Origin of the sequence: Thalassolituus oleivorans MIL-1, assembly GCF_000355675.1 — a bacterium.
GTDB classification, from domain to species: domain Bacteria; phylum Pseudomonadota; class Gammaproteobacteria; order Pseudomonadales; family Oceanobacteraceae; genus Thalassolituus; species Thalassolituus oleivorans.
The window spans coordinates 488,119-511,432 of sequence record NC_020888.1 but is presented as its reverse complement, the minus strand read 5'-3'; the positions used below and the strand labels follow the sequence as shown (position 1 = coordinate 511,432).

Here is a 23,314-nt window from a genome sequence, read left to right as displayed (position 1 = left end):
TTATTTGAGAGCATCGATGAGTACCTCTGTGTGAGATTTTGGCCAGACCACCTGCGCTAAATTTGGGTCATAAATGCTGTGGACTCGCTGAACTTGCGGCGGACGTGGGCCGGTGTTTTTGCTAGGTATTAATTTATAGCGAGCCAAGCCACCGCTGTTTTTTGCGAGGCGCGTGCAGTGCAGGTAACCTGCGCGATGCAGATGTCCTATGTAGTTTTTTGCCTCGGATAATTTAACTGATGTTGTATCTGTAGATGCGAGTGCTGCGAGTTCGTTAGCGTCGAATTCATCGACAATTTTCATGACTCGCCACATGCAGGCGCGGCCAACACCCATGACGCTTTCGTTGCCGTATTTGTCGAGTCTAGGTGCGTGGATTCCTGGATCTTTTCTGAGTTGATACGTGTTCACAACGCAGTGTCCGCGAACTCGTGTACTGTCGATAACGGTTAGATAATGACCGCGCATCAGACGCTGGACGTAACTTTTTACCGTGTGGTCGTTGATGCCGGTGTATTTAGTGCCCGCGATATGACAAATGAGGTCGGTTGTGGTGAATGTTTTTAGCTCGCGTATGGCCTGCCAAATAACATCCTGCGAGCTGGCAGCAGCGGCGATGTGGGCAGGTTTTTTGCCCAAGCCTTTTCCTGATTTGATCATGCTGCACGCCCCTTGGGCGCTTGGCCTGTGAAAAATGGACGGTCGTAATTGGCAACGGTGACGGTGTCGGTGCCTTCGTTTTTGGCGAATGCAGCGATGGTGTCGAGGTTGACGCAAATACGGCGCGTAATGCCTTTGGTTGCGCTGTGCAAATTCTCTAGCAGCTGCTGATCGATATTAATGCCGGGGGCGTAAATACTGGCGAGTTGTTCTACGTCGGTGATCTCGCATGGCTGCGCCGGTGCCCACTCTAAAATGCGGTTGTGGATCTTTTCGTAGGTGCTGAGTTTTTGCGGCAGGCGTTCTTCGCCGATTAGCATGATCGGTGCTTGTGATCCTTCGTATAAATCCATGACCATAAAGATGCGATCTTTGTCTGCAAGATGGTCGGCTTCGTCGATGATTAACGGACGACCGGATAGCATTAACTCTTCGCAGATTGCATCCATTAATTCGGATAGGCTGCCTTTGATGAGCAGCCCCATATCTTTGGCAATGGCTTGCAAAAATGCTTTGCGCGTCCAGGTGGATTTACACTGCACAAAATAGGCGCTGTGACGATTCGCAACGTAAGATGCTGCGAATGATTTACCAAGGCCTGAGCGGCCATGGAATACGACGATGCCAGGCAAGCTGTTGGCGCGGTTGATGGCACGCTGCAAGGTGGTATTGCAGAGTGCGACGTTTGTTATTCCCGCAATGCTATTAATTGTCATATACTGCTCTCTCTTGTTTGATTTACGCCTGTGTCCGCAGGCGTTTTTTTATCGCTGATTTGCGCTGGTGTGGCGCATTTCGAATACCATTTTCCCGCTGTCATAAGCGTTGCTGCCGCTGTACGTGCGTGACCATTTTTGTTCGTCTTCGGTTGCTGTTCCCTCCGTTATTTTTTGCTGAATTAAGAGCCAGAATTCATAGCGGCTAACTAAGTTTTCTGGCACGTTTAAACGGTTGCTAAAGTCCGGTTTAACAACCGTTGCTTGCCGCTTGGGTGCTGCGGTGTTTGTTGGTGTTAGGTCGCCCAATTCGGCCAGCGCTTTGGCCTTGTCGAATCCGGCTGGTAGGGCTGATGTGACGTCTTTTAAAGCGTGCGTTGCGGCGGTTAAACCAGCACTGGTGTGTGCGGTTTCAGGACGCGGAAAATGACGCACTTTGTTTGCTCGCTCTTCGGCGGCACGGTGATCTAAAATTTGCTGTGCAACGTCGCGTTTAGTGACACGTTTTGCGGCTGCTTTTAGGCGGCGTTTTTCTTCCTGCACTTGTTCGCGCTGGATGTCTTTTGCAGCGACGGCGACTTCTGTGCGGCTGACGCCGGTGATGCTTGGATCTTCTGCGGTGCAGAGGTAGTTGCCGTCGATGTCGTAGACGTAAATGCGGCCTATATCTGAATCGTCATAAAACGCATTGACCTGGTCGCCAGTGTGAGCTGCAAGCTGCGCATGAATGTAAGTGCCCCCGTTGAGCTTGATGCCAGTTTTTGTGACTGTACGGGTGCCTGCTGGCTCGCTGAGCAATACATCAAGTGCGCGCTCGTTACTAATTGTGCGAATGCTACCGATGTAGTTGGCGGCCATTTGGTTTGGCGTTGTTTTGATGCTGTCGTGACGGCGTGTGTGGTATTCGTGCTCTAGCCAGCCGTCGCAGAATGTTTGCAGCTCTACTGATGACATTTTGACTTCGATTAACTGATCTTTTTTAAATAAGCGATCGCTAAATGTTTTGCGCGCCTCAATGGCGGAGCGCTCGGCGACGTTGTGGCCGATAAAGCCAGGTAAGAACTCGGCGACGTCGTGCGAGAACGTTCTGAATACTCGTTCGATGTGCGGTTTTTTCCAGCCCTGAAACGGTGGGCAAAACTCTTGATGTATGCCAAGCGCGGTGAATACGTGTTTGATCCATTTGGATTTGTAGTCGGCACCGTTATCGGTCTTCACTCCTTCGGGTACACCCCAATCTAAGATGGCGCGGCGGATGACTTTCGCAACGCCTTTGCTGTCGGACGTTGGCATAACAACAAAGCGGACGCGGCGGCTGTATACGTCGATAACACCAAGGATGCTATAACGCCCATCGGTTAGCATGAGATCGGCGGGTGTTGAGTCGAATTCCCAAAGCTGATTCAGCGCGATGACGTGTTCGGATGCTGATCCTTGGGCATCCATGTATTTGTTTTTCCACGCGTCCGGATTGGTCACGGCCATGAATACTTGTTTGTTTTCGTCTTTCCATTTGCTAACCCAATCGCACAGGCGGCGCTCGCTAGGGACTGATACGTCGGTATTGGAAAACTCAGCACGAATGGCTTTATGTAGGGTTGAGCTTTTGGCGTGTGGGTGCTCTACGAGCATGCCGATAACGTAGTCGCGTAGCTCTGGCTGGCTGTCGATTAACCCGCTTCCGCGACGGTGTGCGCCGATGTCTTCGCACAGGTAAGCGATGCCTTTTTCGCGGATGATTTTTTCCCAGCGATAGAGTGATGCGCGGCTGCATTTTGTTACGACGTCGCGGATCTCGGCGGATGTGTCGATGTCGCCGCTATTGAATAGTGTTGAGAATTCAGTAAATGCCTTGCCTTTGGTTAAACCAGATTCGCGGTAAAACTCGTTAGCGATACTCATTAGGCAATTGATTGCATCGACTTTGACGCGCTGGTATGGCTTGAGCTGGTGATATAGCACCAGCGACTCTTGGCGGCTGTCAGATTGCTGCGCAGACGTAGCAGCCATCGCTTGCGATGTTTCGCTATTGCGTACAATGGCAGCGGCGCGCTTGCCGTGACTAATACGAAGCGCACGCTGCGTCTCTTTAGGCAAGCTGCTGATGTGGTATTCGTTGCCACCACCACGCCCGGATCGTGGGCGGCTCAACCAGTTTTCAGACGCCGCTTTATTCAAAATTCCTTTGATGCTGTCTGGTAGCCCATTGGTGCAGATTAACTGCTGAGCTGTTAGCCACTCATTCATTCGTCATTACTCTCAAATAAACCCAGCTCTGGGGTTGCGTAGGATTCAACACGAGCATGGTGTCCAGCGATGCCAGTCATAACGTTGCGCAATTCGTTAAGCGTTTCTTCGCCGGTAGATGCGCCTTTGTAAAAACCCTCAAGTACCTTTAAAGCGTCGTTAAATGCGCTATTAAGTGTGAGCAAATCATTGTCGTTAGCGCGTTTGGTGGCGGGTATATCAACCAACAACTTATGGTGGCTAGTTGCTAGATACTGGGTGACATAAGTTGCGCAAGTTGCAAGCTCAAAGGGGCGGATCATGTTTGCTGGTAATTTCGCAGACTCTATCCATTTATAAAGCGTCCAGTGGCTTGCAAGTCCCATATCATCTGCAATTTGCTCAACGCTTTTGTTTTTGCGTTCGCGAGCGAACTCAACACACAACTCCATGGCGTTGCGCAATGACGTCGGGGAAGTACGTTTCCAATTTCGCTTACTCATTGGGTGTCTCTCTTTTGGTTCTAATCCAAACAAAAGCTGGCTCTGCATCTACCGTGTGGCGTAGCTGCTCGGTAATCTGGTTGCAGTTGATTAAGCGGACTTGCTCAAAAGCAAACGCGCTTTTTCAACTTTTGAGGCGCGAGCTTCAGAAGGGCCGTGCTCTGTGTATTGAGGTTGGTCGGGGAATAGTTCACTAACGCTAAGGCCAGTGAGCGCTGATAGTCCGTTGGCAACCTTCCTGCTGGTAGTACGACGAGCACATACATTCATAACCAATGCTGGTGAGCAGCCGATTGCTGTAGCAGCAACGCACCAGTTGAGATCGTTGCTTTTGAGGGCTGTATGTATTGATTCGTAATTCATGGTTTAATATCCGTTAATAAGTTCTGTAATATATTTCCGACTAATGGAAATATATGACTGTAATATATTACTGTCAAGTGGAAATATACTTCCGCGAGGTTTTTTTATGATTCATGAACAACTGAAAGTGATTGTTGATAGGATGGGCATTGGTGCTCTCTCCAGAAAATCAGGGATTGGTGAGCGAACTCTGCGGACATATTTGTCAGGCTCTAGTCCATCGTCAGATAAACTTGCGGCTATCGTTAAGGCATCTGGGGATGATGCAAACTGGGTTTTATTTGGTGGTGAGTACAAAACAGCAGAAGAAGTAGATAGCGTTATTAGTGAAAGTTTGTTCTTTTCTATTTTTGATGAAGTGCATACGGTCGATAGCGCCAACTCAGTAAAGAGAACGCTTCTTCGATCTGATCTTTCTCACGCAATTCGTGTGTATAACCAGGCGGTGTCTTTACCGGGTAAATCCGATTTAAGAGCCAGTTTGATACTCACTCAAGAAGAGAAAACGATGATATGCAGACTGATTAATAACGAGTCTGCTCAAGCAGCAGAAACTCCTGAAGAGCAAACGTTTGTAAAAAAACAAGTTCAAAGATATGAAACTAGGCTCTCTGACCTGGACGAAAAAGAAGCGTTATTAATCCGAGAGATTGGGCCTGATTATAAAGTTTGATACGGTGAAATTGAGTTCAAAGTTAACTCCCTTGCTTTTTGATAGCCAAAACTAAAAAAATCATAAATATCAATAGGTTATATAACTTTGAATTTATTTTTAAAAACAATAAAAACGTTCAAAGTTAGATAGCACCAAATCAGAACCTAAAAAGCCGCATAAACGAGTGTTTATGCGGCTTTTAGCGTTTTGATGGTGTCCCATTCTATGTGGCGAAACGGCTATTCATCCCAAATAGGGGGCGGCGCTTAAAATGAGACGCTGCATATTGTTGCTAGGCTTTAAATTCTCTACAACGCCTATAAACACTGACGATTCCCAGCAAAAACCGTGTAATTCCGGTTGTTCCCATATTTCCTTCACTATCTCAGGGTATCTGTCTGGTTACACTTCGCTTGTGCAAAAAGCGCACAGCTACGAGTCGAACCTAACGGAGGTTCTCGTCCGCCCGAGCAAATCAGCTTCGAGGAACATAATATTAGTTTGGGAGTTTTATAACTTCTTGAAGGGCCTAAGTGGCGCGCTCGGGAGGATTCGAACCTCCGACCGCCTGGTTCGTAGCCAGGTACTCTATCCAGCTGAGCTACGAGCGCGCATTAGGTAAGGCAATTTCACGATTAGATTCATTCGGTAAAGAATGGCGCGCTCGGGAGGATTCGAACCTCCGACCGCCTGGTTCGTAGCCAGGTACTCTATCCAGCTGAGCTACGAGCGCACATCGTGGGGCGCGTATTATAGGTTGATTGACCAAACTGTCAATCAACTTTATACGCTACTGCACAAGGCAGAAAAAGTGGCGGAGAGAGAGGGATTCGAACCCTCGATAGGGTATAAACCTATACACCCTTAGCAGGGGTGCGCCTTCAGCCACTCGGCCATCTCTCCATTCACGGCGCGCATAATAGCACGTCCGTGAAAAATTCAAAGGAAAAATTTAAGGAAATTAATACGTTAGCAAATTAATAGTTGCCAACGTCCTCATCACCGTCTTTTTCACGCTGAATACGTTGGTAAATCTCTTCACGGTGAACCGCAACTTCTTTTGGTGCGTTAACACCAATGCGGACCTGATTTCCTTTTACTCCTAACACAGTAACGGTCACTTCATCACCGACCATCAGTGTTTCGCCCACGCGACGGGTCAAAATAAGCATAGGTTGTCTCCTAACATTCCTGTTTCATTCTAGGGTGCTGTTGGCAAAAGCCGATTCTCTGCTCCGCTTCTTCCAGTATTGACTAGTTCAGTCAAAGATAAAGCGTCAGCGGAAACTTATTGAGAATTTTTAGTTATTAAGAGGCCCCCAATCATTGAGTGCCTCCTAATCCTCTTGTGGAAAGAGACTATCAGTCTTCAACGGCTTCGGCATCTAAGCCAAAAGCAGTATGCAAAGCCCGAACAGCCAGTTCCAAATACTTTTCCGCAATGACTACGGAAATTTTAATTTCAGACGTTGTGATAGCGAGAATATTGATATTTTCATCAGCTAACGTTTTGAACATTTTACTAGCAACACCCGCATGTGAGCGCATGCCCACACCAACCATAGACACTTTACAGATGTCATCAGTTCCATGAACGCCACGCGCGTTCAACTCAGTTGCCAGAGCATTCAAAAGCGTCATCGCTTTTTTGTAGTCGTTACGATGCACGGTAAAAGTAAAGTCGGTCGTGCCGTCTGCAGAGACGTTTTGCACGATCATGTCGACTTCGATATTCGCTTCGCTAATCGGTACTAAAATACGTGATGCAACACCTGGAACATCAGGTACGCCTTGTACAGTCACTTTAGCTTCATCACGATTGAACGCGATACCAGCAATAACAGGATTTTCCACGGAAGCATTCTCCTCCATTGTAATCAGCGTGCCATTACCTTCTGAGAAAGACGAAAGAACACGCAGCGGAACTTTATATTTGCCAGCAAATTCAACTGAGCGAATTTGCAAAATTTTAGAGCCGAGACTTGCCATCTCAAGCATTTCTTCAAACGTAACGCGGTCCATACGACGGGCGTTAGGTACAACGCGTGGGTCAGTGGTGTAAACACCATCAACGTCGGTATAAATCTGACATTCATCAGCACCTAACGCGGCAGCCAATGCAACACCTGTGGTATCCGAACCACCACGACCGAGTGTTGTAATATTGTTGTCAGGATCAATGCCTTGGAAACCAGCGACAACGACAACACCACCACTGTCTAAATGCTCACGCATTGGAATAGTATCAATTTCTTCAATACGCGCTTTCATGAAGGCATTATCGGTTTTAATACCGACCTGCCAACCAGTAAACGAACGCGCATTAATGCCGCGTTTTTGCAATGCCATTGCCAATAATGCAATGGTGACTTGCTCGCCAGTTGAAACCAACACGTCCATTTCGCGTGGAGATGGTGTATCTGAAATCCCCTTAGCCAAACCGATCAAGCGGTTGGTTTCGCCACTCATGGCTGAAACCGCAACAACGATCTGATGACCGGCGTCGTGGAAGGATTTAACCTTGTCGGCGACATGTTCAATGCGCTCAACAGTGCCTACGGAAGTACCGCCATATTTCTGTACGTATAACGCCATGGTGCTATTACTGGAATTGACTGAAAAAAGGTCGCTAATTAAACAACAATTGCGGGGTTCAGGGAAGCAAGTACATGCAGCAAACACTGTTCCCTTGGCGTTAAAAGCGAAAAAGCGGACCGATGGCCCGCTTTTTCCTGTTTGGCGTGTCGAAACAGCAATATTACAGTGCTGTTGCCGCCCAAATTTCGAACGCTGCTAATGCTTCGTCGATACCTTCTGGCTTCTGACCGCCCGCTTGAGCCATTTCTGGCTTACCGCCACCACGACCATCAACGTAAGGCGCGCATTCTTTCACGGCATCGCCGGCTTTCGCTTTACCTATCAGATCTTTAGTTACACCTGCCAGTAAAGTTACTTTACCGTCGGTTTCTGCAGCTAGCATGATCAATGCCGAACCCAGCTTATTTTTAAGCTGATCCATGGTTTCCCGCAAAGCATTCACATCGGCACCGTCGAGGCGTGCAGCCAAAACTTTTACGCCGTTAATGTCTTTCGCACTGCCGGCTAAATCAGAACCCGCACTGCTCGCCAATTTTGACTTCAACGCTTCCAGTTCTTTTTCTAACTGACGACTACGAACCTGTAACTGCTCAACCTTATCAGCAACATTTTCCGTCGAGCCTTTCAGTGCACGCGCAATAGTTGTAAGAGTACGTTCCTCTTGGGCAATGAAATCCAACGCCGACTGCCCTACTACCGCTTCAATACGACGAATGCCTGCAGCAATACCACTTTCTGAACTGATTTTTAGCAAACCGATGTCACCAGTACGAGTCGCATGAGTACCACCACACAACTCGACCGAGAAATCATTGATCCCCATCGACAACACACGAACTTCGTCATCGTATTTTTCACCGAACAAGGCCATCGCCCCTGACTCTCGCGCCGCATCGATATTCATCAAGCGCGTCGTAACCGGTGTATTAGCACGAATTTGCGTATTGACGATGTTTTCGATTAGGGCAATTTCATCAGCAGAAACGGCTTCTAAATGCGAGAAGTCGAAGCGCAGTTTATCGTAGGTTACCAATGAGCCTTTCTGGCTCACATGCTCACCCAACACTTGACGCAAAGCCGCATGTAATAAGTGAGTCGCGGAATGATGAATCGCGGTGGATTGACGTTTTTCGGCGTCCACAACGGCTGTCAGCTGATTGCCGACTGCAATAGAGCCTTCCACCAACACACCTTTATGTAGGTGATTTTTACCTTCTTTGCTGGTGTCTTTTACTTGAAAGACAACGCCATCAGCCTTGAGGAAACCTGAGTCACCGGCCTGACCACCGCTTTCCGCATAGAATGCGGTTTCATCCAAGACCAATACCGCTTCATCGCCTGCGCTCAATGAATCAACCGCAACGCCGTCTTTAAATAAGGCTTTGACCGTGCCGGTATTTTCCAGCGAGGCGTACCCCAAAAATTGCGTTTGACCGTCGATTTCTAAACCCTTGCCGTAGTTACCACCGAAGTTACTACCTGCACGCGCCATTTCACGCTGTTTATCCATCGCCACATTAAAGCCGTCCTCATCAACTTTAAGGTCGCGCTCACGTGCTACGTCAGCGGTTAAATCCAGCGGAAAACCATAGGTGTCGTACAACTTAAACGCGGTCTCACCGGGAATAGTATCGCCTTTCAAATCCGCGATAGCATCGTTGAGGATCGCCATACCTTTATCTAAGGTCTTAGCGAATTGCTCTTCTTCTAAGCGTAAAACTTTTTCGACGTGCGCCTGTAGCGTACGCAATTCCGGATAGGCTTCGCCCATTTGCTCAACCAGAGCGCCCACCAACTGGTGGAAGAAACCGACTTTCGCACCCAGCATGTGACCATGACGAACCGCACGACGAATAATACGACGCAATACATAACCGCGGCCTTCATTGGACGGTAATACGCCATCCACGATCAAGAAGCTGGTAGAACGAATATGGTCAGCAATCACGCGCAGTGATTTGTTTTCCATGTCGGTGCAACCAGTCAGCTCACCAGCGGCTTTTAACAAGGCTTGAAATAAATCGATTTCGTAGTTGCTGTGCACGCCCTGCATAATTGCAGAAATACGCTCCAAGCCCATGCCCGTATCAACAGAAGGCTTAGGTAACGGCTGCATTTCACCGTCGGGCTGACGGTTAAACTGCATGAATACGTTGTTCCAGATCTCGATAAAACGATCACCGTCTTCTTCTGGTGAACCTGGAGGGCCGCCCCAAATGTGTTCGCCGTGGTCGTAGAAAATCTCGGTGCATGGACCACAAGGACCAGTATCACCCATCTGCCAGAAGTTATCCGAGGCGTAGCGTGAACCTTTATTGTCGCCGATGCGGATAATTTTTTCGGCAGGAATACCCATCTTTTGATTCCAGATATCAAAAGCCTCGTCATCTTCAGCGTAAACCGTCACCAGTAATTTTTCTTTTGGCAGATTCAGCCACTGTGGTGACGTCAGAAACTCCCACGCAAATTTGATCGCGTCTTCTTTGAAGTAGTCGCCAAAGCTGAAGTTACCTAGCATCTCAAAGAAGGTGTGATGACGTGCGGTATAACCGACGTTTTCCAGATCGTTATGCTTACCGCCAGCACGAACACAGCGCTGCGATGACACAGCGCGGGTATAGCTGCGTTGGTCCTGACCGAGAAAACAATCTTTAAACTGAACCATACCGGCGTTGGTAAACAACAAGGTTGGGTCATTACCAGGGATCAGTGGGCTGGAAGCGACCACTTCATGACCTTGAGCGGCGAAGTAATCTAGAAATGCCTTGCGAATGTCTGAGCTTTTCATACGGCTACGGGTATCCGGAAGCGAGTTAATAATATAAGGGGACGAAGTATAGCGGTTTGCGCTGCCAAGTCCGAGTCCCTGATGCGATATCTATTGAAAGCATGATGCCTCTGGCCTAACTCCGCTATTTTTTCACAGCTGAGCTTGACCTAAAACCCATTCGCCACCACAATATAACCATATTGGAATATATGAATTTAACTTATTAACAGTCAGATGGAAGGTACTTATGAATATTGATCGTCTTGTTTTTGCCATTGCCGGTACATTTATTTTACTCAGCTTGGCCCTAGCGCAAGCACACTCGTCATATTGGCTGTGGTTTACCGCGTTCGTCGGCGCTAACATGCTGCAAGCGGCGTTTACTGGGTTCTGCCCTCTAGCAAAAATTCTGAAAGCTCTTGGTATAAAAGCAGGCAACGCATTTTAATTCTGCTCTAAACCGACAGCCAACTTTGGCTGGATCTGACAGTTCAAACTAGACCAACGCCGTTATAATCGCGCCTCAAACAAGGATACATTATGCGCCGTTGGTTTTTGTCATTACTCATTTCTATTGCTTCTACTGCGTCCGCTGGGACATGGCAGGCATACCCTAGTGATCTCCCGCAATTCGATTACAGTGGCGATCTATTAGAAGCCCACTGGCAAGAGTTAACGCTAATTTCGCGCGTCGACTTTCCAAGCGTCGAACACCTTCTCGATCAAATGAAGGTTTATCCGGACTTAGCATTACGCACCCTCCAAGATGCTCAAGCTCCAAACGCTCATCCGGCTTTGCATGCCATCCTTGAAGGTAGTTTCGAACCACTGAGTTTGGCCATTCAAGAAGTCTGGCGCCTACATTACGAGGGCCACTTCGAAGAAGCTTACGAACTCGGCATGCAACTCGGTCCATTCGGCAAAGTGCCTGCAATATACGCACTCTCTATGTATGCTGCCCTGGTGGTTGAAGACAAGGATAAAAAACTAGAACTATTTGCCGCAAGCGCTTCACAATCAGAAGCCCTGTTGCCGCTAAGCCCTGACTATGCCTTTGGCCAATTCGGTTTGGTTTATTCTCATGCACGCACACTAGAATTGCTCGATACCTCCGCTGCGCGGTCGAGTGGCTACATCACCTCATCATTAGAAATTCTGAAAGACCTGCATGAGCGGTATCCGAATCGCGCTATTTACTTAGGCACCACAGGAGCGATACAAGCAGGCATTGTAGAAAGAGTAGGCTCCTTTTTGGGTCGTATGACTTACGGTGCAACAGAAAGCCGTGCCATTGATGCGTTCGAGCAAGCCCTAGAATTAGAGCGCTCCATGCCGGTCATCTACAATGAATACACCAAAGCGCTGGCGCGATTAAATAATTCCGACTTTCACGATCATTCAATTGAACTCCTTACGACCTGTATCGGTTTGACACCCCGCAGTGCAGAAGAAGCGCTTAACTTGCGCGCCTGTCAGCGTCAATTGGATGCTATCCAGAGACCAAAGGGCAAACCGTGATAGGTCTACTCTACTTTGCCATGGCGCTGGCCATGGCTTGGGTAATGTTGCACTTGGCTATCGGTCCATTTGGACATCCCAAGTTTTTGCACTGGCATCAAGGTTACTTAAAATTGCCTAAAGCCGTGCGTAATTTTGCTCTCGGCCTCTGCGGCTTAATCACCATACTGGCGATTAGCCATTTATTAGGCCTGTACGAATTACCTGGACAAACACCCGTCTCCAATTAGAGGAAATACCCTGTGATGGAAGTTATCAATATTGAGCACAACGGCATCAGCCTAGAAACCCGCGTTGCCGGGCCTGAAAATGGTGAAGTTGTCATTCTTCTGCACGGTTTTCCCGAATGCTGGGCCACTTGGAAACACCAAATACCGGTACTTGCTGAGGCAGGCTACCGAGTCTACGTTCCGAATCAACGAGGTTATGGACACTCATCCAAGCCGAAAGCCGTCAGCGCATATCATGTTGATCGTTTAATTGAAGATGTTGACGCCATTCGTAAATTCAGTGGTGCTGAAAAAATACATCTGGTTGGTCACGACTGGGGAGCCATCATTGCTTGGTGGTATGCAATACACATGGGCGACAATCTAAGCAGCCTAAGCGTATTAAATGTGCCACACCCAGAAGTATTCTTGAATTCGCTCAAAGCCAATCCGCTACAAGTATTAAAAAGCTGGTACATGTTTTTTTTCCAAATTCCTTGGTTACCAGAAAAAATGATCAGCCTGTTCAACTACATGACGTTCCGTAAGGTGCTAACCCTAACCTCGAACAAGGGCAGTTATCAGCCAGAAGATATCAAAACCCTACTGGAGCACTGGCGAATTCCGGGCGCAATGACCGGTATGGTGAATTATTATCGCTCTGTCATTCGTACCATGCCGCACCCGAAAGGCGACGGCCAAGTTCATTGTCCAACTCAAATCTTATGGGGCGAACAGGACTTAGCATTGACCTTACCAATGGCCTCTAAAAGCTTGGATTACACTAGCCGCGCCCGTCTATTTACCTATCCAGATGCCACACACTGGTTAGCACACGACAAACCAGAAGAAGTAAATTCACGCCTTATTGAATTTTTCACGACACACAAGGCCGTAAATTAATCCTACAATTTACCGTCCCTTCACAACGTGACCGAAAATAGCGCACCATTTTCGGTCACGGTCTATGCTCTTTCCCCGTATAATGCCGATAATTTCTTAATCTTCGGAGTTCTCTGATATGCAACGCATCGTTATTGTTGGCGGTGGTGCAGGAGGGCTGGAATTGGCTACTCAGTTGGGTCGTGCGCTTGGTCGCAGCGGCAAAGCCGAGATTGTATTAGTCGATGCCAACTCTACGCACCTTTGGAAGCCACTACTGCACGAAGTCGCCACCGGCGCACTCGATTCCGGTATCGACGAATTAGATTATCGCGGTCATGGCAAAGTCCATGGATTCGATTTTCAATTGGGTCGTATGTGTGGTTTGGATCGTGAGCAACAACACGTCATCTTATCGCCAATCTATGACGAAGACGGCGACGTCGTATTACCCGAACGGAACATCCCTTACCACACACTCGTGCTGGCAATTGGCAGTATTACCAACGACTTTGGTACTCCAGGTGCAAAAGAACACTGCATATTTTTGGATAGTCGTCGTCAAGCCGAACGGTTTCACCGCACCTTGTTGAATGAATTTTTACGAGCAAATTCGAGTGAAAATCCAAAGAACCTAGAGATCGCCATCGTTGGCGCAGGCGCAACGGGTGTAGAGCTGTCTGCAGAGCTGTATAACACCGCAGAAGTTCTAACTCGCTATGGTATGAAAAACGTATCACCAAAGCAGCTCAGCGTAACGCTTATAGAGGCGGGTGAACGTATTCTTCCCGCCCTGCCGACACGCATATCAAAAGCAGCAACTCGTGAACTAGAAGCTCTCGGTGTATCGGTGCGAACCGGCACACTGATTACCGAAGCGACAGCGGACGGCTTTGTGACTAAGAATGACGGACTAATTAGCGCAAAATTAAAAGTTTGGGCAGCAGGCGTTCGCGCTCCAAGTTTCATGGCCACTCTTGGCCTCGAAACCAATCGCGCTCATCAGATAATGGTCGATAGTAGCTTGCAGAGTGAAGATCCGAATATTTTCGCTATGGGTGACTGTGCCTGCGTATTACAAGCTGATGGCAAACCTGTGCCTCCACGTGCGCAAGCAGCACACCAGCAAGCAACTCACATGTTTAAAGCGCTAAAAGCACGCTACAAAGGGCAGCCGATGCCTGAGTTTGTATACAAAGACAAAGGTTCACTCGTGTCGCTTAGCGGCTACAGCACGATTGGTAGCTTGATGGGGAATCTAAGTAGCGGATCTATGATGATCGAGGGGCGCTTGGCGCGCTTTGTGTATGTATCGTTATATCGCATGCATCAAATTGCATTACACGGATACTGGCACACCTTATTACTAAGCCTAGTTGGCCACATCAATAAGGTTATTCGGCCCCGTTTGAAACTGCACTGAGTCTTTCCTGATACGCCTGACGATAGTCGCCAGGCGTTGACCCTGTCCAACGCTTAAAAGCTTTATAAAACGCACTCGGCTCGGTGTACCCCACCAAATAAGCCACCTCATACAAAGGCATATCACCTTCACGAATGACCTTCATCGCTAAGGCCTGACGACCCTCATCAAGTAAATTTTGATAGGTCGTACCCAGCGCTTTGAGGCGTCGTTGTAAATTACGCACACTAATGCCTAACTGATCAGCAACGTCATCTTGAGATACATGACGCTTCAACAGGCACATTTGTAAAATATCCCGCAACTCATTGTAGATAGCTAAGTGATCTTTAAATTTTTCATCTTGGCGGCGTAAATCTCGCAGCACACTGGCATAAAGAATGGGCTGCTGCTCTAAATTCAAGCGCTGCCAAGCACTACCGCTAATTTCGAGGCCAAAACCAGAAGCGCCGGTCACATTGATCTTCATGCGCTGTTCAATAGCACGCTGGTAGCACATAAATTCTTTAGGGATACAGAGTAGAAGATCGTCCTCTTCGTAGCGCTTTCCCAACGCTATGCGACAAGCCTCTGCGATGCACGCAAGTGCGGCACTTTGCTGCAACTGGCTCATTGTGTGGGAAGTTTTGCGTTCGATGCTAATCACTGAGCGAACATCAGTAACCTGCAGCTCTAAACACACACTGCCAGTCATCAAATAGAAATAAGGGACGAAATCCGTCAAGCCAGTACGCAAGGTGTCGGCATAACGCAATAGACGAGCCATCGGTAAATCACGGCGAGCAACATATTGCCCAAGATCGATACCAATCAGGTCATCATTTAAAAATTGAAATGCATAGCGATGTGCATCGGCTACACGCTCGGAATTTACCCAGCGAGGTAATGGATCGCCAATATCGATACCCAATAGTGGCCAAACCGGATCCATCTCGACTCCACGACTGCTCCAAAAATTGAGCAGGTGCTGCACCAGTACAATATCAACCTGAGCAGTCGGGCCCATATCCTTCCCCAACAAGATTCTAATTATCGTCCTCTTACAAAAATGAACATCTGTTCACTTTCGGTAGATTTCATTCGATCATGGTTAGCATGGACACATGTGTCAATAGACTAAGGCGACATTGCCCGTATAGTCAGGAAAAACAAGATAAAATCATCAGTCACAAGTGTCTTCGATTGACACTCGTTCAATAACTGTCTGAATTTGATCGGAAGAGAAGCCACGGTAAGCAAGAAAGCGATAGAGCTTCGCTCTTATATCTTGAGGTTCACCCTTCAGACTAGCGAGCTTCTTTGCTGCGACATCCGATGCCAACTGATACCAATCTTGATCGCACGCATCTAAGGATTGCTTTACCAGCTCATCCTTAATGCCTTTCTCTCTCAGGGCTTGGCGAACACGCACAGGGCCATGGCCGCGAGCAACTCGACTGCGAAGAAAAGATTCAGAGAAGCGTTCATCTGACTGCCAATGCCGTTCCGACAAATCAATAAGTACACTTTCGACATCGGCTGTATCAGCCGCTCGAGGAGAGAGCTTGCGCCAAAGTTCTTGGCGCGAGTATTCACGGCGGGAAAGTAAATCGACCGCAACGCGCATTAACGCGGCGCGGTCTAACGGATCAAGCTTCTGCTTCTTCATCCACTTCGCTAGATGTTTCAGCGGCGATAGCAGGGGTCAACATTTGCGCACGAATGCCCGCTTCAATTTCTACGGCAAGCTCTGGATGCTCACCTAAATATACGGCAGCATTGGCTTTGCCTTGACCAATTTTATCGCCTTTATAGCTGTACCAAGCGCCAGACTTATCGACTAAACCAGCTTTAACACCTAGGTCGATTACCTCGCCCATGTGGTAAATGCCAGAACCGTACATGATTTGGAATTCGGCTTGTTTAAACGGTGGCGCAACCTTGTTTTTAACCACTTTAACGCGAGTTTCGTTACCAACCACTTCGTCGCCTTGCTTCACTGAACCGATACGACGAATATCCAAACGTACCGATGAGTAAAACTTCAGCGCGTTACCACCTGTAGTGGTTTCAGGGCTACCAAACATCACACCAATTTTCATACGAATTTGGTTAATGAAGATCACTAAACAATTCGCGTTTTTGATATTACCGGTGATTTTACGCAATGCTTGCGACATCAAGCGCGCCTGCAAACCTACGTGTGTGTCACCCATCTCGCCTTCAATTTCCGCACGAGGCGTCAACGCAGCAACCGAGTCGACCACAATCACATCCACGGCGCCTGAACGGACTAAACTATCGCAAATTTCTAAGGCTTGCTCACCAGTATCTGGCTGAGAAACCAATAGACTATCAAGATCGATCCCTAGCTTCTCGGCATACAGTGGATCTAACGCGTGCTCAGCATCAATAATGGCAACGGTTTTCCCCATTTTCTGTGCTTGCGCCATTACCGACAAACACATTGTGGTTTTACCCGAGCTTTCAGGACCGTAGATCTCAACAATACGACCTACTGGCAAACCGCCTATGCCTAAGGCAATGTCTAATCCTAGTGAACCGGTGGAGATCGCAGGAATCGCTTCGCGTGGCTGCTCACCCATTTTCATGACAGCACCCTTACCAAACTGACGTTCGATTTGGCTGAGCGCGGCGTCGAGTGCTTTTTGCTTGTTAGCGTCCATGATCCTGTCCTTTCTAGTGTCTGAGTAGTATCTGCGTGATTTCAAAGTAGAGGCTAACGGTAGCCGTCACTGTAAATTTAAACAGTATTTAACCACAGCTTTTTTTAATGTCAACAACTACTGGTTATTCATCCAGCCATGAGTTGAGATTAGAGATAGCAACAAGCACACTTTGCTCTCGTACCGATGCTCTATCGCCGGCAAAGTGCATGCAAGATGCTTGTTGCTCAGTTGCACTGCCCCATGCAAACCAAACAGTGCCCACGGGCTTATCCGCAGAGCCACCTCCCGGCCCAGCAACACCGCTAACCGCAACGGCGACATCGGCACGACTATTAGCAACGGCACCTTTTACCATAGCAATTACGGTTGCTTCGCTTACCGCGCCATACGTAGTAAGAATTTCTGCGGAGACACTAAGGTGTTGCATTTTAGCTTCGTTGGAATAGGTCACAAACCCACATTCAAACCATGCCGAACTGCCAGCTAGATCCGTCATAGCAGAGGCTACTCCACCGCCTGTACAGGACTCAGCAGTAGCCACTCGTAAATTTTTAGACTGTAGACATTGAGCAAGCCGAACGACTTGTGTCTCAACAGAAGAATTCATGGTTAACCTTCAATGCCAGTGAACATACTAAGCATTGAGGTTACCAAAAAGTGAAGAGGTATCACATCGCAACAGGGTTGGTTTTAAGCATCATCCGACATAAGACAGGGATTACGATCAGGGTTAGCAAGGTCGACATCAACAACCCGGAAATAATAGCCCAAGCCATCGGCGGCCATAATGTCGACGCCGAAAATGCTAACGGTAACAAGCCCAATACCGTGGTAGCCGTTGTTAACAAAATAGGAGCCGTACGCGCATCAATAGACTGCGCGACAGCGCTATCAATATCGGCACCTTCACGTAAACGCGCATCGACAACATCTAATAAAACAATGGCGTTATTCACAACGATCCCAATCAAGGCAATCACGCCAAGTAAGGATTGAAATCCAAAAGGCTGATCACTTAGAACCAATCCCGGTATAATTCCGACTGCGGCCAAGGGGATGGTTGCCAGAATAATCGTTAGCCGACGAAAGCTATTAAATTGCACCAACATAAATAGCAGTAGCAACATAACGCCAATCGGTACCGATTTTAAAATTGCACGATTAGCATCAGCCGAGCCTTCAGCATCTCCACCAAGTTGCAAAGTAACCGCACCTGGCAACGGATTTTCATCTAAGGCAGCGAATACCTTTTTAAGCACAGTGTTATAGGCTGCGCCGGGCATTAACTCACTGTGAATCGTAACCGTAGGAATGCCTTTGTAGTGGCGAATAACGGCCGAGGTCCACTGTGACTTAAGAGTAGCAACGGCATCCAGCGGAACGGATTGGCCTGCGGCGTTATAGATATACTGGCCAGACAATTCCGCTGTCGTTGTAAGATCGCCCGCGGCAGAACGCACCCGCATGGTGATCGGATCATCACTATAAAGAAATTCGCCTGCATCTAAACCACGAGTTTGGCCAAATAAGCTAGCAGCAACCTGATCGCGACGCACTCCCAATTCTTGGGCAATGGTTTTATCTATATTGACACTAAGCTCGGCAAGACCGCTGTCTTTATCGGAACGAATCATTGTTGTTTCGGGTAATGCATTTAAAATTGCCAGCACCTGATCCGCAGCCTGATAAAGACTTGATGGATCATCGCTTTGTAAACGCAGCTCGACCGGCGCTGGAGTCGGCGGCCCTTGACCCAAACGCTTAGCAATAATGGTTGCTTCTGGCAGCGCCGTTTGGATGTCATGGGTAATCCAATCAATTACCGCTTGATTTGCCGCCATATCGCGAGTGTTGACCATTAATCGCGCAGAATTGGTTGAATCAATGGTCGCTAATAAATTGTAATAGAAGCGAAATCCCGACATTCCCACCGAGCGCATCACACCAACCACATCGTCACGAGCCAATAATTTTTGCTCGACGTCTGCACTCACCTCGGCCATGCGCTCAAGGCTGCTATCTCCCGGCAGTGTCATATCAATCACAACTTGATTTCGATCCGCCTGCGGAAAAAATTGTAACTTCAATAGTGGAAAAGCCATGATAGTCAGTGCCATAACACCAACAACCAGCAAGAGCGCTAACTTAGCTTTGTAACGACTAATATAAATTAATTTATCCGATATTTTTTTAATCCAACGCTGGTTATCGTGTTTCGGAATACCAACCAATCGCTCCGCGACCAGAGGCAATACCAACACCGAAATTACGTAACTAACGAGCAGCGATAGAATAATCATTACCGGAATGCCCCGGGTAAAATCTCCGGTACCACCCTTACTTAATAGCAAAGGAATAAAGGCCGCGACGGTTGTACCTGTGGACGTAAATAGTGGAAAAGCCATTTGCTCAAACGCACTTTCTACGGCTTCGAGCCGACTGCGCCCCGCTTGAAGTTCTTGCACAATAGACTCGACCACCACAATGGCATTGTCGACGAGAATCCCTAAAGAAATCACAATGCCGATGACGGCAATTTGATGAAGAACACCACCACCCAAGTTGTAGAGAGCCAGTACAATGATGGCCACAACCGGTAGAACACCAGCGACGAGCAATCCATTGCGCCATCCCAACGCCGCAATCACCGTAATAGCAATAATTAAAATACTGCCCAACAGATTAAACTGCAGCCCTTCGAGTCGATCAGCAACGTAATCAGGCTGGAAAAATGTTTCAACAATGTCGAGTGGTTGATAATCCGCGCGAACCGCATCAATACGTTGACGAATTTGTTCGCCAAAAACAATCGCATCCACTTGTCCGCGCTTGGCATAAATTCCAAGTGATACACTGCGCATGCCGTTGTGGTAGGTCTGCGCAGCGGACGGCTCGCGCGCTACGAAGGCGATATGTGCAATGGCACTTAACGGAATGTACTGACCAGTAGCCAAGCGAATTGGAATACTCTCAACATCGGATTTTTGTTGTAAATCCGATCCTGTATCGACTCGTAAAGCGTGATCACCAATACGAACAACGCCACCCGGAATAATTTGATTATGCACCTGAATAGCCGCAACAACTTGATCACGGTTAATACTCAATTGGCTCAAAATCGCGCTATCGAGATCGATACGTAATTCTTTCTCAGGGTCACCTTCGATCTCGATTCGCGAAACACCATTAACCGCTAATAATTGCCGTTTTAATATTTCCGCTTGATGCGCTAATTCCAGTATATCCGCAGTGCCCACTATGCTGATCACTGCCGCCGGAATATCCATACGGCGATCTTCTAATACATACTCAACAACACCTTTAGGAAAATCCTGTTCAGCTTTCTCCATGGCTCGCCTGACTCGATCCCATGCCGCATCGGTGTCGTAAATGCGGTCGAGCAACTCCACCACAAAAATAGCGACATTATCGCGCGAGGTTGATTTAACCCGACGCAGCTCTTCTACCTCAGCCAACTGTTCGTCCAGCGGCTCGGTAATTAATTTTTCAATTTGCTCAGCAGAAACACCGGGAAAAACCACTCGAATAGTGCCGGTGCGGTAAGGAAAACTCGGATCTTCTTGCCGCGCCATGGTTAGCCATGAAGCAATACCTAGCAACATAAACATGGCAGTTAGCGCCAAAATCAAACGCTTATAACGATGAATATAGCCAAACAAATTCATGGCAAGACCTCTACATTGGCTCCATCAAATAAACGATGGCTACCCGCAACAACGATTTCTTCGCCAGCGTTTAAACTCAATTCCTCCGCAGCACTAATTACAATGCCATCAGCTTGCATTAATCCCATATTTACAGGTACTGCTTCTACTTTGTGAGTGGAATTAACACGATAGATAACAGCGCCTTCACCGTTGCGCACCAAGGCACTCATAGGGACTTTAAAGCCATCGCCTCTGTTGATTTCAAAACGCGCATGCACTGCAATTCCTGGGCGAACTTCTTGGCCGGGAAATGCCAGAACGATACTAGGCAAAGCTCCACGTTCACGAAATGGGCTAATTTCAGTAACAACCCCTTGGCGCTTGCTGTTTTGCTCAAACGGTAACATCACACTCACGCTGTCACCGACTTTTACGTTCGTTGCAATGTCATCGTTAATAACCATTTCAACTTCGGTTTGCGCTGGATCGGCAATACCCAACAAGGCTTGACCGGGTGATACCACTTCACCAATATCGGTATCAATCGTGGTTACCACCCCAGCAAACGGCGCAGTAATCCAACGCTCCATATTCAATTGCTGAGCGCGATTAAATTGTTTTTTTGCCGACAAGGTTGCATCGGTAAGCGCATCTAAATCAGTACGCACTTGCTCAAATTCCTGCAAACTTGCGGTGCCCTTGTCGTACAGCAAACTAATGCGATCAAAATCGCGTTGGCGCTGAGTTTGCTGCGACTCCAACCGACGCCATTGGCGCTCAGCCGACTGAGCTGCAGGGTTCGCCTCGGGGTTATAGAGCTCAAGTAATACATCCCCCGACTGAACTTTTTTGCCCAAAGTAACCGGCAAACTCGCTACTCGACCTGCAATTTGCGAACGCATGATGGCGCGATTCACGGCTCGGGTTGTACCTGCAAATACGCGCGATTCCAGCACAGGCTCGTGAACAAGCTCAACCACTCTTACCGGCAAGAATTTCGCCTGAGGCGCTACCTCCGAGGCACGACCAACCGCAGGTACAGAGGGCTCACTCGTTTCAGAGCAAGCCGTTAGCCCTGCACTCAATACCATCCAAATCAATAGAAACTGTTTCATAGTCGCACCGATATTAACAAACTGTCAGTAATTGACAATATGTCAATTAACGTTAGAGTGTCAATATATGCAGAGTTAAAAACAAGGCCTCACCAGCGTGCGATCACGGAACTCAGACGAAAAATTAGAACGCCGCGAAGCCATATTGGATGCCGCCGAAGAAGCATTCATCCAACAACGCTTCGACAAAACCTCTATGAACTCGATCGCGCAAAGCGCCGGATTGAGTCGCGCCTTACTGTATGTGTACTTCCGCGACAAAGAAGATATACACCTAGGTTTATGCGCCCGTGCCGCCGATTCCCTGCATCAACGCATGTCGCAATACACCGAAAAATGCACTAGCGGCTTTAGCGCTATGGCGGCTATTGGTGAGGCTTATCTTGATTTTTATTATAACGAGCGCGACTACTTTCGAATTATCACGCTAGCCAGTGGCCTAGGTAACGTAAAACACGATACGGTGAAAGAAATGACCCCGTCACAACAGGCTTATATAGCCGCAGAAAAGCGCATCATGGCGCTCATGGCCAGTTGTGTGCAGCGCGGCATTGAAGACAAATCCGTCGACACCAATGTTATTACTGATCCAATGAAAACCGCCATGTATATGCGCGGTTCATTACACGGCTTAATCATGCTGCAAGATGCCGGCGGCAGTTCGTTATTTGATTCAGAAGGCATGGACCGCAAAACGTGGCTAATTCAATGCAAAGCGCTGATTTCGCGGGCCATGGCACCGCATAAAAACTGATCATGGCGATCAAAGAAATTCTTAGCGGTATCGCCATGCTGCTTACCTTTATTGCCTTCGCCCCCTATATTCGCTCCGTGCTTAACGGTACTGTAAAACCGCATATTTTCTCTTGGGCGATATGGGGAATTACCACCTGCTCCGTATTTTTTGCTCAACTGGCGGATAATGGTGGCGCAGGTGCTTGGGCCATCGGTTTTTCCGGTAGTATCACCCTATTTATTGCCATCCTCGCTTATAATAAACGCGGAGATATCAGCATAACCCCCAGTGATTGGGCGTTTTTCAGCGCAGCGCTTGCAGCCCTTCCCATATGGTTTTTCACCAACAATCCAATATGGGCTGTGATGGTATTAACCACCGTCGATTTACTCGGCTTTGGTCCAACCATTCGTAAAACATGGCACCACCCTTACTCTGAATCATTGACCTTTATGGTGTTATTTTTACTGCGCAATTTACTGGTGTTAACGGCTTTAGAACATTACTCCGTTACGACAGCACTATTCCCGGCGGCAGTTGCAGCGGCTTTAACGGGGTTGATTGCAATGATGGTGTGGCGGCGGGCTAATACATAAATGTGGT

The 23,314-nt window shown here is 47.9% G+C and carries 22 protein-coding genes and 3 tRNA genes; 8 read left to right on the top strand and 17 right to left on the bottom strand.

Going from position 1 to position 23,314, the window contains the following annotated elements; genetic code table 11:
* The 5 genes from TOL_RS02225 to TOL_RS02205 all read right to left on the bottom strand — a co-directional run bounded on the left by TOL_RS02225 (position 1) and on the right by TOL_RS02205 (position 4,468).
* Positions 1 to 660 (bottom strand): hypothetical protein, encoded by a 660-nt coding sequence (locus tag TOL_RS02225; RefSeq protein ID WP_015485636.1) that lies wholly within the window; start codon positions 658 to 660, stop codon positions 1 to 3.
* On the bottom strand, positions 657 to 1,376 hold the full coding sequence (locus TOL_RS02220; RefSeq protein WP_015485635.1) for an AAA family ATPase: 720 nt from the start codon (positions 1,374 to 1,376) through the stop codon (positions 657 to 659). The genes TOL_RS02225 and TOL_RS02220 overlap by 4 nt, the downstream gene beginning before the upstream one ends.
* A 48-nt stretch (positions 1,377 to 1,424) precedes the next feature.
* Positions 1,425 to 3,623 carry a Mu transposase C-terminal domain-containing protein gene (locus tag TOL_RS02215; protein ID WP_015485634.1) on the bottom strand — a complete coding sequence of 733 codons (2,199 nt, stop codon included), beginning with the start codon at positions 3,621 to 3,623 and terminating at the stop codon, positions 1,425 to 1,427.
* Complete coding sequence (locus TOL_RS02210) at positions 3,620 to 4,105, bottom strand: hypothetical protein (RefSeq protein ID WP_015485633.1); 486 nt, start codon at positions 4,103 to 4,105, stop codon at positions 3,620 to 3,622. Before TOL_RS02210 ends, TOL_RS02215 begins: the two co-directional genes overlap by 4 nt.
* A 90-nt stretch (positions 4,106 to 4,195) precedes the next feature.
* Positions 4,196 to 4,468, bottom strand: coding sequence for a hypothetical protein (locus tag TOL_RS02205; protein WP_015485632.1), 273 nt, complete (start codon positions 4,466 to 4,468; stop codon positions 4,196 to 4,198).
* A gap of 106 nt (positions 4,469 to 4,574) precedes the next feature.
* On the opposite strand from TOL_RS02205, the gene TOL_RS02200 reads away from it, so the two are divergent.
* Positions 4,575 to 5,141 (top strand): hypothetical protein, encoded by a 567-nt coding sequence (locus TOL_RS02200; RefSeq protein WP_015485631.1) that lies wholly within the window; start codon positions 4,575 to 4,577, stop codon positions 5,139 to 5,141.
* Between the two features lie 516 nt (positions 5,142 to 5,657).
* Here the strand turns inward: TOL_RS02200 and TOL_RS02195 are convergent.
* The 6 genes from TOL_RS02195 to alaS all read right to left on the bottom strand — a co-directional run bounded on the left by TOL_RS02195 (position 5,658) and on the right by alaS (position 10,509).
* Positions 5,658 to 5,734 (bottom strand) — tRNA-Arg (locus TOL_RS02195).
* Positions 5,735 to 5,779: 45 nt separating this feature from the next.
* Positions 5,780 to 5,856 (bottom strand) — tRNA-Arg (locus TOL_RS02190).
* 79 nt (positions 5,857 to 5,935) lie between these two features.
* Positions 5,936 to 6,026, bottom strand: a tRNA-Ser gene (locus tag TOL_RS02185).
* A gap of 74 nt (positions 6,027 to 6,100) precedes the next feature.
* Positions 6,101 to 6,295 carry a carbon storage regulator CsrA gene (gene csrA / locus TOL_RS02180; protein ID WP_015485630.1) on the bottom strand — a complete coding sequence of 65 codons (195 nt, stop codon included), beginning with the start codon at positions 6,293 to 6,295 and terminating at the stop codon, positions 6,101 to 6,103.
* Positions 6,296 to 6,485: 190 nt separating this feature from the next.
* Positions 6,486 to 7,718, bottom strand: coding sequence for an aspartate kinase (locus tag TOL_RS02175; RefSeq protein ID WP_015485629.1), 1,233 nt, complete (start codon positions 7,716 to 7,718; stop codon positions 6,486 to 6,488).
* 163 nt (positions 7,719 to 7,881) lie between these two features.
* Positions 7,882 to 10,509 (bottom strand): alanine--tRNA ligase, encoded by a 2,628-nt coding sequence (alaS, locus tag TOL_RS02170; RefSeq protein WP_015485628.1) that lies wholly within the window; start codon positions 10,507 to 10,509, stop codon positions 7,882 to 7,884.
* A 229-nt stretch (positions 10,510 to 10,738) separates the two neighbouring features.
* On the opposite strand from alaS, the gene TOL_RS02165 reads away from it, so the two are divergent.
* From TOL_RS02165 to TOL_RS02145, 5 genes are all read left to right on the top strand, one after another.
* Positions 10,739 to 10,939, top strand: coding sequence for a YgaP family membrane protein (locus TOL_RS02165; RefSeq protein ID WP_015485627.1), 201 nt, complete (start codon positions 10,739 to 10,741; stop codon positions 10,937 to 10,939).
* A gap of 92 nt (positions 10,940 to 11,031) precedes the next feature.
* Positions 11,032 to 12,009 (top strand): hypothetical protein, encoded by a 978-nt coding sequence (locus tag TOL_RS02160; RefSeq protein ID WP_015485626.1) that lies wholly within the window; start codon positions 11,032 to 11,034, stop codon positions 12,007 to 12,009.
* Entirely contained in the window at positions 12,006 to 12,239 is a 234-nt protein-coding gene (locus tag TOL_RS02155; RefSeq protein ID WP_015485625.1) for a hypothetical protein, read from the top strand. Before TOL_RS02160 ends, TOL_RS02155 begins: the two co-directional genes overlap by 4 nt.
* Before the next feature lie 15 nt (positions 12,240 to 12,254).
* Positions 12,255 to 13,121, top strand: a complete 867-nt coding sequence (locus tag TOL_RS02150; RefSeq protein ID WP_041588370.1) for an alpha/beta fold hydrolase — start codon at positions 12,255 to 12,257, stop codon at positions 13,119 to 13,121.
* 118 nt (positions 13,122 to 13,239) lie between these two features.
* Positions 13,240 to 14,523 (top strand): NAD(P)/FAD-dependent oxidoreductase, encoded by a 1,284-nt coding sequence (locus TOL_RS02145; RefSeq protein WP_015485623.1) that lies wholly within the window; start codon positions 13,240 to 13,242, stop codon positions 14,521 to 14,523.
* On the opposite strand, the gene TOL_RS02140 is transcribed toward TOL_RS02145, so the two are convergent.
* From TOL_RS02140 to TOL_RS02115, 6 genes are all read right to left on the bottom strand, one after another.
* A complete protein-coding gene (locus TOL_RS02140; protein ID WP_015485622.1) occupies positions 14,495 to 15,529 on the bottom strand; it encodes a helix-turn-helix domain-containing protein in 1,035 nt (344 codons plus the stop codon). The genes TOL_RS02145 and TOL_RS02140 overlap by 29 nt on opposite strands.
* 156 nt (positions 15,530 to 15,685) lie before the next feature.
* Positions 15,686 to 16,171 (bottom strand): recombination regulator RecX, encoded by a 486-nt coding sequence (gene recX, locus TOL_RS02135; protein ID WP_015485621.1) that lies wholly within the window; start codon positions 16,169 to 16,171, stop codon positions 15,686 to 15,688.
* Complete coding sequence (gene recA, locus TOL_RS02130; RefSeq protein WP_015485620.1) at positions 16,152 to 17,189, bottom strand: recombinase RecA; 1,038 nt, start codon at positions 17,187 to 17,189, stop codon at positions 16,152 to 16,154. The genes recX and recA overlap by 20 nt, the downstream gene beginning before the upstream one ends.
* A 124-nt stretch (positions 17,190 to 17,313) precedes the next feature.
* Positions 17,314 to 17,799: a CinA family protein gene (locus TOL_RS02125; protein ID WP_015485619.1), complete on the bottom strand. Its 486-nt coding sequence runs from the start codon at positions 17,797 to 17,799 to the stop codon at positions 17,314 to 17,316.
* Between the two features lie 61 nt (positions 17,800 to 17,860).
* Positions 17,861 to 20,878 (bottom strand): efflux RND transporter permease subunit, encoded by a 3,018-nt coding sequence (locus TOL_RS02120; RefSeq protein WP_015485618.1) that lies wholly within the window; start codon positions 20,876 to 20,878, stop codon positions 17,861 to 17,863.
* On the bottom strand, positions 20,875 to 21,975 hold the full coding sequence (locus TOL_RS02115) for an efflux RND transporter periplasmic adaptor subunit (protein WP_015485617.1): 1,101 nt from the start codon (positions 21,973 to 21,975) through the stop codon (positions 20,875 to 20,877). The genes TOL_RS02120 and TOL_RS02115 overlap by 4 nt, the downstream gene beginning before the upstream one ends.
* A 97-nt stretch (positions 21,976 to 22,072) precedes the next feature.
* Here TOL_RS02115 and TOL_RS18075 point away from each other — a divergent pair, with 97 nt between their 5' ends.
* Positions 22,073 to 22,729: a TetR/AcrR family transcriptional regulator gene (locus TOL_RS18075; protein ID WP_015485616.1), complete on the top strand. Its 657-nt coding sequence runs from the start codon at positions 22,073 to 22,075 to the stop codon at positions 22,727 to 22,729.
* Positions 22,730 to 22,731: 2 nt separating this feature from the next.
* The gene (locus TOL_RS02105) at positions 22,732 to 23,307 is read left to right on the top strand and encodes a hypothetical protein (RefSeq protein WP_015485615.1); all 576 of its coding nucleotides are present in this window, start codon (positions 22,732 to 22,734) and stop codon (positions 23,305 to 23,307) included.
* The last annotated feature ends 7 nt before the right edge of the window (positions 23,308 to 23,314 follow it).

Excerpts from the sequence above, each read along its gene's own strand:
- TOL_RS02225 (WP_015485636.1), bottom strand. The coding sequence starts at position 660 with ATGATCAAATCAGGAAAAGGCTTGGGCAAAAAACCTGCCCACATCGCC.
- TOL_RS02220 (WP_015485635.1), bottom strand. The coding sequence starts at position 1,376 with ATGACAATTAATAGCATTGCGGGAATAACAAACGTCGCACTCTGCAAT.
- TOL_RS02215 (WP_015485634.1), bottom strand. The coding sequence starts at position 3,623 with ATGAATGAGTGGCTAACAGCTCAGCAGTTAATCTGCACCAATGGGCTA.
- TOL_RS02210 (WP_015485633.1), bottom strand. The coding sequence starts at position 4,105 with ATGAGTAAGCGAAATTGGAAACGTACTTCCCCGACGTCATTGCGCAAC.
- TOL_RS02205 (WP_015485632.1), bottom strand. The coding sequence starts at position 4,468 with ATGAATTACGAATCAATACATACAGCCCTCAAAAGCAACGATCTCAAC.
- TOL_RS02200 (WP_015485631.1), top strand. The coding sequence starts at position 4,575 with ATGATTCATGAACAACTGAAAGTGATTGTTGATAGGATGGGCATTGGT.
- csrA (WP_015485630.1), bottom strand. The coding sequence starts at position 6,295 with ATGCTTATTTTGACCCGTCGCGTGGGCGAAACACTGATGGTCGGTGAT.
- TOL_RS02175 (WP_015485629.1), bottom strand. The coding sequence starts at position 7,718 with ATGGCGTTATACGTACAGAAATATGGCGGTACTTCCGTAGGCACTGTT.
- alaS (WP_015485628.1), bottom strand. The coding sequence starts at position 10,509 with ATGAAAAGCTCAGACATTCGCAAGGCATTTCTAGATTACTTCGCCGCT.
- TOL_RS02165 (WP_015485627.1), top strand. The coding sequence starts at position 10,739 with ATGAATATTGATCGTCTTGTTTTTGCCATTGCCGGTACATTTATTTTA.
- TOL_RS02160 (WP_015485626.1), top strand. The coding sequence starts at position 11,032 with ATGCGCCGTTGGTTTTTGTCATTACTCATTTCTATTGCTTCTACTGCG.
- TOL_RS02150 (WP_041588370.1), top strand. The coding sequence starts at position 12,255 with ATGGAAGTTATCAATATTGAGCACAACGGCATCAGCCTAGAAACCCGC.
- TOL_RS02145 (WP_015485623.1), top strand. The coding sequence starts at position 13,240 with ATGCAACGCATCGTTATTGTTGGCGGTGGTGCAGGAGGGCTGGAATTG.
- TOL_RS02140 (WP_015485622.1), bottom strand. The coding sequence starts at position 15,529 with ATGGGCCCGACTGCTCAGGTTGATATTGTACTGGTGCAGCACCTGCTC.
- recX (WP_015485621.1), bottom strand. The coding sequence starts at position 16,171 with ATGAAGAAGCAGAAGCTTGATCCGTTAGACCGCGCCGCGTTAATGCGC.
- recA (WP_015485620.1), bottom strand. The coding sequence starts at position 17,189 with ATGGACGCTAACAAGCAAAAAGCACTCGACGCCGCGCTCAGCCAAATC.
- TOL_RS02125 (WP_015485619.1), bottom strand. The coding sequence starts at position 17,799 with ATGAATTCTTCTGTTGAGACACAAGTCGTTCGGCTTGCTCAATGTCTA.
- TOL_RS02120 (WP_015485618.1), bottom strand. The coding sequence starts at position 20,878 with ATGAATTTGTTTGGCTATATTCATCGTTATAAGCGTTTGATTTTGGCG.
- TOL_RS02115 (WP_015485617.1), bottom strand. The coding sequence starts at position 21,975 with ATGAAACAGTTTCTATTGATTTGGATGGTATTGAGTGCAGGGCTAACG.
- TOL_RS02105 (WP_015485615.1), top strand. The coding sequence starts at position 22,732 with ATGGCGATCAAAGAAATTCTTAGCGGTATCGCCATGCTGCTTACCTTT.